General features: G+C 47.6%; 14 protein-coding genes and 2 pseudogenes. 8 read left to right on the top strand and 8 right to left on the bottom strand.

The genetic code is table 11. From position 1 onward, the window contains the following. On the bottom strand, positions 1–1244 hold a 1244-nt coding region (locus tag ACT4MF_RS17195; RefSeq protein ID WP_444683828.1), incomplete at its 3' end, for a transposase. 274 nt (positions 1245–1518) lie between these two features. On the opposite strand from ACT4MF_RS17195, the gene ACT4MF_RS17190 reads away from it, so the two are divergent. Next, positions 1519–2025: a hypothetical protein gene (locus tag ACT4MF_RS17190; protein WP_444683829.1), complete on the top strand. Its 507-nt coding sequence runs from the start codon at positions 1519–1521 to the stop codon at positions 2023–2025. A gap of 830 nt (positions 2026–2855) precedes the next feature. Here the strand turns inward: ACT4MF_RS17190 and ACT4MF_RS17185 are convergent. The 3 genes and pseudogenes from ACT4MF_RS17185 to ACT4MF_RS17175 form a co-directional block, all read right to left on the bottom strand. Beyond that, positions 2856–3683, bottom strand: coding sequence for a hypothetical protein (locus ACT4MF_RS17185; protein ID WP_444683830.1), 828 nt, complete (start codon positions 3681–3683; stop codon positions 2856–2858). 116 nt (positions 3684–3799) lie between these two features. Then, positions 3800–4063, bottom strand: a pseudogene (locus tag ACT4MF_RS17180) (DUF234 domain-containing protein); the annotation flags it as partial. A gap of 210 nt (positions 4064–4273) precedes the next feature. Next, a complete protein-coding gene (locus ACT4MF_RS17175) occupies positions 4274–5698 on the bottom strand; it encodes an IS4 family transposase (protein ID WP_444683848.1) in 1425 nt (474 codons plus the stop codon). Between the two features lie 290 nt (positions 5699–5988). On the opposite strand from ACT4MF_RS17175, the gene ACT4MF_RS17170 reads away from it, so the two are divergent. Then, the gene (locus tag ACT4MF_RS17170) at positions 5989–6744 is read left to right on the top strand and encodes a hypothetical protein (protein WP_444683543.1); all 756 of its coding nucleotides are present in this window, start codon (positions 5989–5991) and stop codon (positions 6742–6744) included. A gap of 39 nt (positions 6745–6783) precedes the next feature. After that, positions 6784–7125 carry a hypothetical protein gene (locus tag ACT4MF_RS17165; protein WP_444683544.1) on the top strand — a complete coding sequence of 114 codons (342 nt, stop codon included), beginning with the start codon at positions 6784–6786 and terminating at the stop codon, positions 7123–7125. Between the two features lie 174 nt (positions 7126–7299). Here ACT4MF_RS17165 and ACT4MF_RS17160 read toward each other — a convergent pair whose 3' ends face one another. Both ACT4MF_RS17160 and ACT4MF_RS17155 read right to left on the bottom strand, forming a co-directional pair. Then, positions 7300–7572 (bottom strand): HAD family hydrolase, encoded by a 273-nt coding sequence (locus ACT4MF_RS17160; RefSeq protein ID WP_444683571.1) that lies wholly within the window; start codon positions 7570–7572, stop codon positions 7300–7302. A 181-nt stretch (positions 7573–7753) separates the two neighbouring features. Further along, on the bottom strand, positions 7754–8644 hold the full coding sequence (locus ACT4MF_RS17155) for a DUF8054 domain-containing protein (RefSeq protein WP_444683545.1): 891 nt from the start codon (positions 8642–8644) through the stop codon (positions 7754–7756). Between the two features lie 267 nt (positions 8645–8911). On the opposite strand from ACT4MF_RS17155, the gene ACT4MF_RS17150 reads away from it, so the two are divergent. Further along, complete coding sequence (locus tag ACT4MF_RS17150) at positions 8912–9685, top strand: helix-turn-helix transcriptional regulator (RefSeq protein ID WP_444683546.1); 774 nt, start codon at positions 8912–8914, stop codon at positions 9683–9685. Positions 9686–9816: 131 nt separating this feature from the next. Continuing rightward, positions 9817–11133, top strand: a complete 1317-nt coding sequence (locus tag ACT4MF_RS17145) for a cytochrome P450 (protein WP_444683547.1) — start codon at positions 9817–9819, stop codon at positions 11131–11133. A 4-nt stretch (positions 11134–11137) separates the two neighbouring features. On the opposite strand, the gene ACT4MF_RS17140 is transcribed toward ACT4MF_RS17145, so the two are convergent. After that, positions 11138–12058: a UbiA family prenyltransferase gene (locus ACT4MF_RS17140; protein ID WP_444683548.1), complete on the bottom strand. Its 921-nt coding sequence runs from the start codon at positions 12056–12058 to the stop codon at positions 11138–11140. Positions 12059–12801: 743 nt separating this feature from the next. On the opposite strand from ACT4MF_RS17140, the pseudogene ACT4MF_RS17135 reads away from it, so the two are divergent. From ACT4MF_RS17135 to ACT4MF_RS17125, 3 genes and pseudogenes are all read left to right on the top strand, one after another. Next, positions 12802–13396 (top strand): annotated as a pseudogene (locus ACT4MF_RS17135) (transposase domain-containing protein). A 57-nt stretch (positions 13397–13453) separates the two neighbouring features. After that, complete coding sequence (locus tag ACT4MF_RS17130) at positions 13454–13753, top strand: DUF433 domain-containing protein (protein ID WP_444683549.1); 300 nt, start codon at positions 13454–13456, stop codon at positions 13751–13753. Continuing rightward, entirely contained in the window at positions 13750–14079 is a 330-nt protein-coding gene (locus ACT4MF_RS17125) for a DUF5615 family PIN-like protein (protein ID WP_444683550.1), read from the top strand. Before ACT4MF_RS17130 ends, ACT4MF_RS17125 begins: the two co-directional genes overlap by 4 nt. A 66-nt stretch (positions 14080–14145) precedes the next feature. On the opposite strand, the gene ACT4MF_RS17120 is transcribed toward ACT4MF_RS17125, so the two are convergent. Next, on the bottom strand, positions 14146–14829 hold the full coding sequence (locus ACT4MF_RS17120) for a hypothetical protein (RefSeq protein ID WP_444683551.1): 684 nt from the start codon (positions 14827–14829) through the stop codon (positions 14146–14148). Between the last annotated feature and the right edge of the window lie 246 nt (positions 14830–15075).

Below are 15075 nucleotides of genomic sequence, written 5' to 3'. Positions count from 1 at the left end.
ATCGGTCCAATCCGATGTTGATCTTTCTTGGCAGGGATTACGTAATCCAACCGCTTGTTAATAAGCGTCTGAAGGACGTCTACAGCGTGAAATTCACGATCGGCATACACCATCTTGATGTCGACATAGTCTTCGGCGATCGAAAGAAGTCGCCGTGCAACATCCCCGACATAGTAGGAACTATCCTTACCGGGATAGGCGTCTGTCGCAGCGTAATCCGTACTCCCGAGCGGACACACCCCAACGACGTAGTGGGTGTTCTCGCCAACGATCACGACTGTCGCAAACTTGTGACACCAGCTGTACTCCTTTCCTTCTGGTGCGCCCTGGACCCATTCCATCTCGTCACGATCGCCATAGTAGGCAACATACGTCATATCCAGTGCGACTTTCGCACGAGTCCCAAACCGTGAGCCGTTCCCGTGTTCGAGCTCTCTAATTCGGGGCTTCGCGCGTGTGTAGGTTTTCCGGAGAGCGAAATTCAGCACAGTCGCAATCTCCTCGATGGACATCTGCTTGAGCGCTTCCAACAGCGTCTCACCAGATGGCCCATCCTCGTAGAAGGGGTCATCAACAGCGGGGTCTGGATTTTTCATGTCGCCCAGCTTCTGCCCCGAGCCGTGTGCCGCCTGCTGCTTGATCGACGCGATTGCTTCTAAGACGAGTAACTCATCGTCGTCGTAGATCACGTCATCCGGCCGAGGGAGTGAGATTGAAGGGATGGCTACAGATTTCAACTCATCGAGCACCTCGTGACCCTTCTTTCGAAGCAAGCGTTGGACGGTTCGGTTTGACAACGACTGTTCGTCCTCGCCGTCCGCTGTTTTGAGAAGATCATTCCCAATCGGTGCGCCCCGTTCAGCTGCAAGCAGGCGGATCTCTTCAGCACCTGATTCGACGACCGTCTGTAACGTTCCGAATCGGCTTTCAAGCCGGACTGGTTTACAGCTACTTTCTGAGGGGAGTTCGTCCATCTCAAACCCAAATGCACTGGCGAGTTCCGGTTGGTCAGAGAGGCGTTCTGGGATTCCTGACAGAGATTCACGCTCGACAGTTGCCCACAGATACGCCAGAAACATTGGCCGAAACGGAAGCGACGAACTCCACTCAGGGTGTCCATCCCGTAGCGTATAGCGACTCACGTCAAGTTCGTTCGCAAGTGTGATCCAGTCAGTATCCGCGGTAAGGACATCATCAACTTGCTTTGTCAGTCCAGTTTGAACTCGACTGACCTCATTGCTCATCGGCTCTCACCGCCGATAGACAAAAATGAGCTGCCAACAGCTGAGTTGAGTGAGGACATTAGTATCGATAATAGATTCATTTTGAACTTAACCACTGGCGTGTCGTTTCCGAAGTTTCCGGAATAACCTTCGATACAGAGGGTTAAATACAAAATTTGTATACTACTGTTCGTCTCAAACAGCAGTACATAGCATATTCAGGTATACTATATATGCTAGTATAATTTGAACTAATGTACAAGGTGAATAGTGCTGTATCACTGAGCAGTATGTAATGCCAGATGATATCCGGGATACAGCGCCCAATCTAGAGGATGTGGATTACGATGAACTATCGGAATTTTTTGAGAAGAAGGGTGCAGTTGAGTTGATCTCTCTTCTTGATGATGAAGGGTATCGATTCGACGAAATCGACGATTTGCTGGATGTCAGCCGTGGGTATCTGAATGATCGTCGAGACGAAGCCGTCCATCTCAGGCTCATTGTCCCTGACCAAGCATACCGAGATGACTCCGTCCGCCGTGTGTGGACTCTCACAGCGTTGGGCCACTACCTGCGACAGCGGATGCGCCATCTCGGAGTGACTGATAGCCACGAGCGACTCATCACCGCTAGACATGAATATGAAGACCGCAAAAGAGATTTTCTGGAGTGGGTTGATGATCCAAAGTCAATCGAAGCGTATGCTAAAGATATGCGGGCTGGCAATCGGGTACACCCAAAAGAGTTACCGGCCAAGCTACAAGATATTTTTCACCGAATTGATGACGACCGTTTCTAATCCTTTTTGAGCTGTCAGTGGAGTTAGGATGGTGGTCTGTTGAAATCCTCAGAAGTACACATTCTGATCCGGTAGCGGTCAATACAGACCACTCAGACACCGACGTCGCAGAGAGAATTGTTCCGAAAAGAGTCAGACAGGCGGCACCAACTAACACAAGGGGGGTGATGGAGGGGCAGTGAACTCTTTAGGGTCGTTCGCAGTGATTCGTAACCAGCAATGAGCGAGTTTACTACTGGCCCTCCTACTGAAGTTCCAATTACAGAAGACCGGCTCTGTTGAAATCCTCAAAAGTTGATATTTTCACACCCTCAATCGCTTAGTACAGCAGATACAGTGACCGGCGAGATCTGCTACCAATCAGTGGACCATCAGAATTGCCGTGTAACATACAGCAAGTCTGGGCAGTGATCGACAGGATGCTGGTCGGTCGTTTGGCAACGTACACTGGAGAAAACGACCGGGAAGCAGCAAGCTGGAAAAACACCGCTGGCTTTGGGCTAGGGACCGCTCACAGCCGTATCCACTGATCACACCCAGCGGAACGATGAGAAATGGCACTAAACAAACTTCCTCAGAGAGCGATTACAGCAAAAGCGATGGGGAACTCAGATTCTACATCATCAGCAAGAATAATAGAAGCAATGTTGATATAATAACAACAAACAGTCCGGTTAACAAATCTCCCCCCTCGCCTTGGTAATACGTCTTGATTATTCCTATAAGTGCAACCAATATTCCCAGGCCAATTAGCGAAATAGGTAGTAGATTAGTCATAATTCAAGTAGCCATTCTACTGTTATATATTTTTACTAATTCAAACACTCTATCTAAGTACAGCTACCATACGGGACGCAGCTTGGTTCTGTCTCACATCCATTACCATAGTCACATCCCACCGTGATTCCGCTTGACGTAAGTAGAGCCCCAAGACAGTATAAGCAGCTTGGGGAGCCGAAGACACAACTCTTACACGCAGCTATCGTGGTAACGTAGGCACCTGCTGTGGTCAAAATACACTGCCAATTATAACTATCACATGTCGTCTTTTGTCCTTCACATTTTCCGCTCCCACAGTTAAGATCTGGTGAGATACCGGTCTTGCTGGCTTCACGATCTTCGCTAGATGGACTATACATATTTTCTTCAGAATTGAGCGAACTATTTTGAACCGTGTATTTCGTAACTTTCCACTCACTATCATCAGATTCAGTTCTTTCAAATTGATGGCCAGTGACTTGATATAAGTCATCTTGATCATCAACCTGGTCTAAGTCCAAATCAGTCCATACAACATACCGCTGTTCGTTTTCATCTACCCTCTTCCCTCTATCGGATTCAAAACATGCCACTACCAAATTATACTTAATAGATTTTGCCCTATTACCGACTTTTATTGCGTTAGTTTTTCTTATGGATAATTCCCACCCTTGTTCAATGTATTCACTTTCAATTTTCTGAAAATCTCGTCGCTCAGTGAGCTTTTCTACTGCTCGTTTCTTTTCAACTTCGGACATGTCCGAAGTAGTGATTTCTGAACCTTCGCTAGCTGAACCATGTTGGGAAAAACCAGCAGCTGCTATGCCGCTGGTGCCGATCATCTTCAACACACTTCGTTTATTGACTTTCCTAGAGCCATCTTCATGATTTTCAGACATCGCATTAAAATGAATACTGTGTTGTATCTTATATTTTTTGCCGAATATTTTTTATGTTTTTTATCAATTTTTGGTATTCTAATCAATAACTGACAAATTCTTCAAGGAATGAGAAAGGGGGTGGTGGTGAATTTCGCTTTGCCAGCGATCAGCGTTGACTCGTCAGTTGGTGCAACGACATCTACCTCCCGGCTCTTGTACCACCACTGGCTTGGCACCTGTCTGAGCTGGTAGTCTGTATAGAGCGCCGGCACCGCCTGGTGACAGAGCGACTCGAACGTTTCGCTGACAAATTCGGGCGGTTCCGGTTCGATGAGATCCGTGTAGGTATTCTCGCTGTAGAGTTCGTACTGTCCCCCACGACGGTAGGGGTACCGAAATTGACATCCACCCCGCGCTGAAGCGCTGTCTCTTACCCATAACTCAAGCTCACCGAGAAAAATTAACCAAATTAAGACTAGGATAATCGGATTAGTCAGGAAAACAGCACTTCTGAGGTAAGCTCACAGGATTCGAGTTGGGAGACAGGCTGGAAGACTTGAGGAAGGTCTGAATCCACGGTGAGTTTGGCTGAATGAGCGGCCCGGCGCTCATTCAGCACCGAGTTCGTAGCCTTCTGCCCACATGCGGAGCTTTTGAAGCCCTTTCCACATCGTCTCCCAGCCTGGAGGAGGATCCGAACCGCGGTCTAGATACCCGCCTAGCTTTGCCACATGTACCGCGTAGGCTTTCCCGCTTTGGCCGCGCAGTTCTGGAAATTTCGTTTCCAGAACTGCGCGCTCGGCCTCGCTTAACAACACCTCTGGACCAACCGAATCTTCTCCGCGGGCTAGCTCTCGTAACTCCAAAACCTTCCACGCAATCACTGAGTACACGCTCAGCAATACCTCCATCCGCTCCCACGTCTGGAGTTGTCGATCTTCGATCTCACAGCCACTCTTCAGTACTTTGTGCCACTCTTCGATCCGCCATCGAAGGCTGTAATACTCGATTACGGTCAGGATATCTTCAAACGTGTCGACCGATTCAGTGGTGAGTAACACCCACTGAATCGGCTCGTCAGCCTCGCTCACTTCATCCACTCTCACCACATTCACTTCGGTGGATCCTTGCTGATTCGGATTATTTCGCGGTGCGCGCAACTCACAACTTCCTGCGGTGATTGAGACTTCGGCTGTTCTAGCTTCTCGTCCACCTCCCTGTTGAATCTCGATGGAGTGGCGACCTCGCTCGGCGAGGTCGCTACTCCAGTCGAAGAGTTTCCCAGCCTCGCCGCTCTCTGTCAAGATGCGTCGATTCTGGTTGGCTCGAACGACGAAACCAGCGGTGGCGCTCTCTTTGCTTAGCTCCTCGTACAACGAGAATGCATCCCCACCTCGGTCATGGACAAAGATCGGATGCACGTCTTCAGGAAGCCATTCGGCGGCTTCCCTATCACCACGCAGCCACTTCTCGTGCTCATTCTCAAGCGGAATCGGGTCGTCTCTGCCGTTTGTGCTGTAGGTGGCACCTGCCTGTTGGTCCTCGACCAGCACCTGCTGGTCGATGACCCCCGTCATCTGCTGAGTGTCCGGACGGATACCAACTGAAGTGTGTAATTTGACGCCTTCTACGTCAATATCTGCGGAACTAATATCGCCAAGACCGTCCTTGGCTGGGTGGCGGGGAAAGGTGAGATACGTCGTGTCGGAGACGACCAACAGCTCGTCTCCGCCACTCACCCGTGATCGCTGTGCCTGCTTGTGAGCAGAGAGAATCTCGCTCGGTTCCACACTCTCGTTATCGCAAAATCGGTATGTAGCCTTTGTGGACGCCCAGTCCTCGCAGGCTGCAGGGATGGACTCGGCAGGTGAACTGCCGAGTTCATCCCCAAGTTGAACCAGTCGATCAGTCAGACGCTTATCTCCAAACTCTGCTGAACGGAACTCTGAACGAATCCATCCCGAGACATCCATGTCACACAGCTGTCCATCCCCATCGAGATCTGGTCTCCAACTCCGTGAACAACCCCCCATCTTCCAGTCTCAGTTCGTTAACTCCGCCGTTAGAACTTGTGGGTAAGAGACAGCCCTGAAGCGCGAGGCTTTCTCCTCGATTCTCCGTAAATAAACCATTAAGGAAACGACTGCTAGGTGAGTGCGAAGTATTGAAGTCAAAATCCGAGGTCGTCTGCTTTCAAAAAGTGAGTACCTCCCCAAAAACTAGCAATTATTTCAGTATTTGACTTATATCCCAAAAAATTATATAAACATATAAATCTACTCCAGAAAATTTTATATTCATATGCCCAACTGATCTAAACGCAATGCCTCAGAGAAGAAAGCTGCTCAAAGGTATCGCAGCCGGAACAGGAGTCTTGAGCTACTCCGGCCTCGCAACAGCTGCAAAAGGAGATCAAGTCAAATCTGAAACTCTAGCAAACAACGAAAAATACCAAGACATCTACGTGACAAATGGGAAGGAATCTATTGAGGTTCGCTATTACAAAAAACGGAATGAACTAGTATTCATTTCCACTCCTGAGGAACCAAACAAGCTGAAAGGAAAGCAAGTCAGGCCAGATGATCTCCCCATGCCTGACCCGCCATCCCTGGTTGATAGGTGGGATAACCGAACAGATAAAATCGGTAGTGATTGTGAAGTGGTGGGCATCTCTGATCACTACTTCACTGGTGCAGACATCGAACTAACATCAGCTGGAACAAATGTGGCCGCGGGGGTGCTTGCTGGACTCTTTTGCCAGTTAGCAGTCAAACATCCTCTTGTTAGTACTGCCTGCACTATCGGTGGGCCAATATTCTCTTGGCTCTTCCTTGGAGGATATGGGATCGAAGGAGAAGGCACTGTTGGCTTCATGGATGTCGACGAGGGTCAATGGATATACACAGAACAAACCGGTTCGGTGTATGTCGATATCCCATCCGTCGCTGTTGTTGGTGCTCCATACGCCGATGCAACTGCTGATGAACTCGAATTCTTCAAGCTGATCGCAGATCTCTCCAACTTCGATCTGCCCCAAGTAGAGCCCATGCATATCGAACCGTTGCTCGACCATCTCTGATCCATAGCTATATACTGATACCGTCCTACAACCCAAAAAATGGCAGATTTTTGGAAGAAGCTTGGGGTCGTAGTATTCGGCGCATTCGTTATTACTCTAGGATATATACTTCTCATAGAGACATCCCTTCCTAGCTGGATCATTTTCTCGATCACCCTCGGCGCTGTCAACAGTACTTTCGCTTTCGCAATTTACAAAATCGGCCTCTTCGGAGGGGTGGGTCAGCGCATAATTAACGTCTTGTTACTAGGTATACCCCCGTTGGCGCTTGTGTTTTATTCGTTCGGCACACTATACGCATTCTTTTTTGGGGCTTCACTCGCCAGCTTTACGATATTACTCCAAGATGTAGTCACAAGGTTAGGCGACACTAATGGCTGATGAAGAAAGTATGAAATTCGCTTCTCCTGTACTGGGCGATTAGGGATATAAAAAATATCAAATCCTGACAATTTCAATAAAGCCGTTTTCGTGTATATTAACTATGAACCGTCTCGGGGTCAAGCCTTGAGGCACTCTACCTTGAACTCTGTAGACCAACAATGGTACCGATCACTAGCATCGATCGTACCGGGATACGACGTTCGGAAGTTCTCGGAGGGAGGACATCACATGTGTCGGCTCGAAAGAGAGTGAGCTCGACGTCGAGCCGTGACGGCGTAGAAGTACAGATTCGATACCCACGTTGTCAGCTGCCGTGGCATCGATCTGTCGATCGTCAATATACAAGCCGTTCTCCACACCCAGTGTCTTCATCGCGATCTGGATATTCTGTGGATTCGGCTTCTGACATTCAAGGCCTGATGGCGTGAACCGGCACCTTCTCACCGCTTCGAAGTGGCTGGTCAGATCGAACCACTGTAAGAGAAACAAGAGGCTTTGTAAATATCTTGTGTATAGCAACCAACACTAACCTACTAACTTCCTTCCCCGCCTGGAGGCACAGGTATTCTCCTTAATTCTCTATAATCCTCGCACTGGGCCAAGCTAAGAATCAGTTAGGTGTAAATCATGCCATCTGATGTTCGAAAATCCGCTCATCCGTATCTTTACAGACCGCAGCGATCACTTCATGGCTACTACAACATGACTCGACCGTTTCTTCTCTAAACACGATCTCCCCCTCGGTCGTCGGACACGTATCAAGAAACAGTCGGAGCCCGTTAAGCAGCTCACCTTTTTCAGTCGGTTCGTACTCGGTCCAATGTGTATCCCACGACTCTAACACCCGAGAGGCACCAATATCTGCGATCAAGGCAGCTCTCGACGGCCACTGACCAATGACTTGCTGATCGCGTTTCAGTTGCTGGGCCTGTTCATCCTCCCTAATTGCGAACTCTCGATCCTCTCCACCTAAGCCCAGTGCTGCCGCAGCATCTTCAGCTGAAAAAGACCCATCATTGAGCCTAGTCATTTCGTCAGTCCATTCAGACTCGAACGTCTCTTTAATACACAGATCATCCTCACCATCGCATTCCTCGATAACCCCTACCGAGAGGAAGTACTCTTCAGGTGAAAGCGTATCCAGGTCCTCACCATCTATATCAGAGCCTTCTGTTGATGACGCTGCCATATTATCACTCCTATCGGTCAACTCAGATCCACCATTCGGAGACAGCCCACTCCGAACGTCAGCCTCCGGCTCCTTACCGAATAATCGGAGAACGGGAGCTGGCATATATCGCTTCGTGAGTTCCGGTGTGCCCGGAATAAGGTAGCCTCGAAGATAAATCAGTGTAAGCGAGATACCCACGACTATTACTCCAGCGGATCTCGACTTCCGGCTGAGAAGAAGCCCGAGCACACCTGCGATCGTGACATTTGTAGCCGTACACGCTTCACAGCGGTTCTCACCTGTATACTCTGGTTGACGCAATTCCTCGACTATATTCTCCATCATCCATCTCCACCGTCTCACTGGATGCTTATGGTTTTTTTGACCGGTATGAAATATTTATAACTAACAACTGACTCAGTAACCAAATGAATAATCAAAAGTTGGCGCTTTACTCAAAACCTGAATACAGCCTTATTCAACATTCGTTGTGATTTACCGCGCCTCACATCAACTAACCCAAGGCAGACCCCCCAATCTATTTAGCTCAACCTAGAACAACAATTCTCCGTTCACACAACAGTTATTATCATCCGTTCTGACTAATTTCGCATGAGCACTGGCGAAGTAATGAGGAATACTCTTAGAAAGCGCAATCAGGTCCTCAAAGCATTAGACGACAACTCACAGTCAAAATCTGAGCTCACTGACAATCTAGATGTCTCCCGATCAACTATCGAACGAGCAATCAGGACATTACAGGAACTAGGCTGTATTAGAAAGCAAAACAAGAAATATCACATTACTACCTCGGGAAAACTAGCACTTGACACGTATCAAGACTATGTAGAAATGACAGAAGAGCTAACTGAGCTTCATGAGATCATCAACAGTTTACCAGACAGCATCTCAATCGATCGCGAGTTCATCAGGGGAGCTTCAAAGAATATTGCTAACCCTCAGGTACCGGAAACTGCGCTTCGAGAAAGCAACGAGTTGCTTCACTCAGCCACAAAACTGACAGGATTAGCCCCGCTGTCACTTCCGTCGTATCCGGATCTACTACAAAGCAAAATCGAAGAAAACGGCCTTGATGTTGAGCTTATCATCGAACAAGATATTCCTGAGTCACTCCACCAAGTTCGTGGCGAATCCTTCGCAGATTTCGTTGAGCACGAGAATACTAATTTATTCACCACCAATGACTCGCTCCCTTGCGCGATCTGGATAATGGAGACACCCGAAGGAGACTATGCTGGGATTACTGTCTATAATCAAGGGAGCGTTCAAGCTGTCCTGATCAACGATAGCAATGATGCTATCGAGTGGGCCTGGAGCATATATGATGAGTATCAACAGAATTCAAGAGAAGTGAAGAAATTATAGGCTCATTTTGGCCCGTATTGACCAATCCTCCAAATACCTCCGAATCAATACCTGACAAAATTACCAGAAACTGACTTGCTGCTCATTAGTTGAGAAACACACTTATTTCATAGAATATATTCAAATAGACTATGTCTCAGTCAAACCTTCCTGGCCCGAACACCCACCCTTTGATCGGAAATACGTTCCAATTTTATCGCAGAAATACTCTAGACTGGTTTGAGAAATTTCCCACCAAATACGGAGACATCGCTCAAATCACAGTAGCTAGAAACCAGATTATTCTCGTAATGGGCCCGGACGACATCCAAACAGTCCTGATAGAAGACAATGAGAAGTATCAGAAAAGCGGTTTTCACAAACTGGTTACTTCCTCACTGATCGGCGACGGGCTTGTGTTATCAGAAGGTGACCGATGGCGATCAAACCGTCGCGATCTTGAACCCGCTTTCCACCCCGAAAAGATGCCGACGTACGCCAACCGGATTGTAGCACACACAGACCACAAACTCGATCAGTGGAAGGACGGTGATATACTCAGATTCGATGAAGAGATGAAAGAGCTCACGCTGAACATAATCACTGATGTCCTCTTCGACGTCGACCCCAGATCGGAAGACTGGGATTTACCTGCTATTTTCAGTGACATCATCGAGTATTTCAGCTATATCGCTCAAACATACCTCTACGTCCCAGAGTGGATTCCAACGCGAAGAAATCGATCCTACCGGCACGCAATCGATAGACTCGATACTATCGTCGACGAGCTGATCACCCGACAAAAGAATCAACCTGACAACTACGACTCGCTCATAACCCATCTTGTGAGCAATAGATGGGAAAAATCTGAGATTCGCGATGAGGTTGTGACGCTCCTCCTCGCGGGACATGAGACGACCGCACTCATGTTGGCATATACTGGGCATCTACTCGGCAAGAACCCAGTTATCAGAGACCAAGTCATCAGTGTTGCTGATGAAACTGAAGTACAGAACTCAGCAAAATCACTCCGACAATCTACCCTCCTCGATCGGGTACTCAAAGAATCACTTCGTCTGTATCCACCAGCGTACGCAATATTCCGGCAGCCAACTGAGGATGTTATCCTAAATGGCTATGAGATCCCTGCGGGGACACTACTTTGTCTAAGCCAATGGGTAACCCATCGGGATCACCGACTGTATGAACACTCCTTGGAGTTCCGCCCAAACCGGTGGCAGTCAGATTCTCTATCACCAGCGCCGGCTGGAATGTACTTCCCATTCGCAGCTGGGCCGAGACGATGTATCGGAGAACGGTTGGCAATGATCGAGGGAAAGATCGTACTTGGAAAGCTTCTCCAGAATTTCATACCCGAAGTTGTCTCCGAAAACCCTCTTGAGGTTATTCCATCCCTCTCTACACAGCCAAAGAACTCCATCAAAATCAAACTCAATCAGAGGACCTGAACCTCTACAAGAACAGATCTAATGCGACAACACCGTTCAAATATGTAGCCCACAGAGAGACGCTGAACCAATGAGAGACAGCTAGTGATTGATCCTTCTCTGATTTTCCTGCGATATGAGAGAACAATACTCCATACGCGATACTACCCACTCCTAACCCGACGAACGCTACATGATATCCGCACCACCAAGCAATGATCGCAGCCAGAGCCGTCAATACCGCTGCCGAAACAACACCTGTCTCGACACCAATCTGCTGAGTAAAAGTTGAAAGCCCGCTTTGGCGATCAAAATAGGTGTCACCGGCTTGGTGGACTATATGATAGCCCAATATATACAGGAACACCACAACAAGCAGTAGTCCGGTTTGACTATCAAATGAAACCCCGAGAAGGAGTGAGACGGGGAGAATCACACAGACTACGTCCACACCTGTCGTGACAAGGTGATTCAAGAAACCGCGCTCCTTTATTCGAGGGGGATACGAATACGTAAATCCTGATAGGGTAAGCAGTAACCCCATCAGTAGGAAAATCAAATTACCACTGGAAAACGTAATCCATCCCCATAGGGATAGACCAACAGCTAACTCGATCACAAGCAGTGAGAAAAGGTTCTTTTCTCCCAGCATCTCCACTGACATGGCAATATAGGATTTCTCAGGATTTGCTTTGTCGACCTCATAATCATGGAGAGCATCTGCGATCGAGGCCTGCATTTTTGAAATCATCATTGCGAAAAATAGCACCGATAAGCCAGTCAGATGTTGTAGAACAGCCAGAGTCAGCTGAGACGTCGCGAGACCAACCCCCACAGCAAAATACACAATATTATACCCAACCGTTTCTGGTAGTCGATTTACTATCAACAAGCTACAGAGTCTTCCTGATACCGGCCTTTCCTGTTTACTCAGCTCAAATCCCATGTGTTCCTCCTCTCATGCTAACTATCACCTGTATTCCCCCCTGTCTGTTCGTCCCCACACCACCCCAAGCATGATCTAGCATCTGATGATAACCAAGATTATCTTGTATATTCATTTAATTGATATAGTGATTCATCTAACAAAAATAGTTCGATCTAGCAGTAGTTATATATGAAAATTGTATGTGAATAGAAATAACCTAGCTACCGCGCCATTATATTCTCTGTTGATACTCTTGGTTTCTAATAAATATCGCTAAGTAATATCTACAATTACAAACAGTTATTCCACTAAAATTAGAGAATCAATGCGTAGCCACTCTCGAATACCAACTATTATGTGATTTCTTATATTTTAGAAATTATATGTAGATTGTCTAATAAGTTATAATACTCTCTTTTGCTAGAGGGTTATTACATAGACTAATATTTTCTGCTCTATCCAGATCACAATTAGTTCCTGTCACAAATATAGTATTATTAAAATTTCTATTACAATGGTATATATGTAATGGTAGATCTCCAGAACCGACCTCTGCTGACGGCGAATCGGTAATTGAGGTGAAACAGACATCATAGTCGGAAACAGGCTTGCCGAATGGGCAGCCACAGAACCGCAGCAGATCACTAGAGGGTAAAACGATGGCGTGGTAGCGGTGCTCAGATAAGCTTGAAAGGCTAGGCGATGCCTTTTCAAAGTGATGCAGGTCTGAAAACGACCGCCTCAGCGAGTGTTTAGACGAGATTGGCTTAGATTTTGTTGAGAAAGAAGCAACACCGCAGCTGTTAATAAAGCTCATTATTCAGATTCATTTAGCCATATTATCTACTTCGTATACTGTTTTATTTATTTATATATTCGGTGTTAATCGGATTCAATTGATTGAGCATAACTGAGTTCATAAGACCGATCTACAGCCAGAAATTGGTTGGTGTCTGAATCACGTTGCAGTCGATAAAACGGCGATTCAGTTTGCTGATAAATAATACTGGCTGTACGGCAACGTGGATTCGGGTCCAAATAATTTACTATATAGGCGGCTTAAACCCGGCAAGAACGATTGTGATCGCAGATCCACTTTTCTCGGAGCTCGCAGAAAATATCACGTAAATAATAGAATATTTCTCGTGGATAGTACAGTTCCATTTCACTGAGCCTGTCGCAAATACGGCTTCGATTTCAGATACGAACGACATAAAAATCGAATAGTCCGAATATGTCTTTTATAATATAAAACATCGAAATGATTGGTTGTCAAACTGTTTTAGAAGTACTGAAGCAGAAACTGCTGAAGAGTGGCTTCGATCCTTCGGCTTCGCATTGAATCTGCTTATCTGAACACAACCTACGCCCTCCGGCTAGACTTTATTATCGGGTGGAGCGTATCAACCTCTAATGACTGAAATCGTCTCGACGAACGATACCTTGGGTGGTGCGCCCCGAATCGAAGGGAGACGTATCGGCGTCCACCATATCGCAAAGCGGGTGCTTGACGCTGGAGAATCCCCCGAACAAGTCGCCGCCGACTACGATCTCGACATCGCCGACGTCTACCGCGCCTTGGTGTATTATTATGACCACGCCAATAAGATGCGGAAGATCCAAGCCAAGCGCCAGTCAGTCTCGGATGAATTATCTGTCGTTCGTGGTCCTGAAGACCTAGACACGACAACCCAGTCAGAGCCCGAAGCATGAGGCTGCTGGCGGACGAGCATGTGCCACCAGCTATTGTTTCTGCGCTCCGTGGAGAAGGGCACGATGTTGCTGTCGTTGGAGATAACGTTGATCTGGGCTCTGAAGACACGGTCGTCTTAGAGTATGCACGTGAAACTGATCGGCTCATTCTGAGCGAGGATACTGATTTTCGCGGGGCCGACCCAGAACTGAACGTTGAAAATCATCCCGGCATCATCGCTTGCGATACAGCTGCTTCGGCGGGCGAAATCGCTGCGGCCATTCGACGAATAGAGATGTATACTGACGAGCTCGTTGGAACAGTTCTCTACGTCCCAGGCAACTGACTGTGACTACCTCGACAGCACCAAAAACCTGCTAACAAACTCGGGTTGCGACGCATTTTCACGTTATCAATCGGTCGGATCAGGAAGCGACTCCATCGCAGCCTCCCGATCAAACGTATATGTCCCGTACTCAGGGCGTTCAAAGCCTGGAAGGTCATCGTAGAGGCGTTCAACTGTAGATGCCCAGAGCGCCCCGGCAGAGCCGTACGTGTCAGGATTGCATTCGTACAACTGCTCCCGTAATTCGCTTGCTTTGAGTGGTCCCTGATCGTCTAGGATCTGAGCAGCATCCAGCAATACCGTGCGAGCATCGTCACTTTGTGGTCCATTCTCGTCAAGCCACTGTTTGAACTTGGTGAGAGATTCCAACTCCTCCGCTGATGGCTGTTCTGTCGTCAACGGGTGGTGATCCGAAGGAGAATCAGAGGTTGAACTCACGGAGGGAGAGGTGCCTGTTGGTTGGTCATCATTGAGATGGAACTGTTCGACTTCTTCCTCGAGATCGCTAACTCGTTGTGTGAGCTCATCATGGTAGTCGGCCAGTTCGTCGACGGTCTGCTCTATCTCGTCAACTTGTGCGCTATCGGTTGTCGCAGATGTGTCCTCCGCCGTCGCCATCTGATTGATGTTGGGGCGATGAAACAGGAGATGGCGGATGTATTCTGAGCGGGTACTAAATCCAGCTTCGTCCGATTCAGCATCCAACTCTTCGAGGAGGTCGGTTGATAGTCGAAGTGTAATCGGTTCCATGTCGTATCAACTACGGTGGTGGTGGTCCTGCTTGCTCATAATAATTTGTAGTCGATCCGGTATTGGATAGGTTACGACTTATTTCTCGTAATGGAACCGATATCGAATCGGATACAAGAGTGAATTTCTATGTAACCGACTGGAATTTGGCATATCCCCTCGTGTTTTGTTAGACATCCATTGTGAGAAAAAGAAGTCGTGAACGTTTCGTGTCGTTCGCAACTTAACCCGGGTTGGGAGTTGCGA

It is taken from the genome of Halorubrum sp. FL23 (assembly GCF_052439115.2).
In the GTDB taxonomy this organism is placed as follows: domain Archaea; phylum Halobacteriota; class Halobacteria; order Halobacteriales; family Haloferacaceae; genus Halorubrum; species Halorubrum persicum.
Note: the sequence above shows the minus strand (reverse complement) of the source record. Positions and strands in the feature narration are given on the sequence as shown.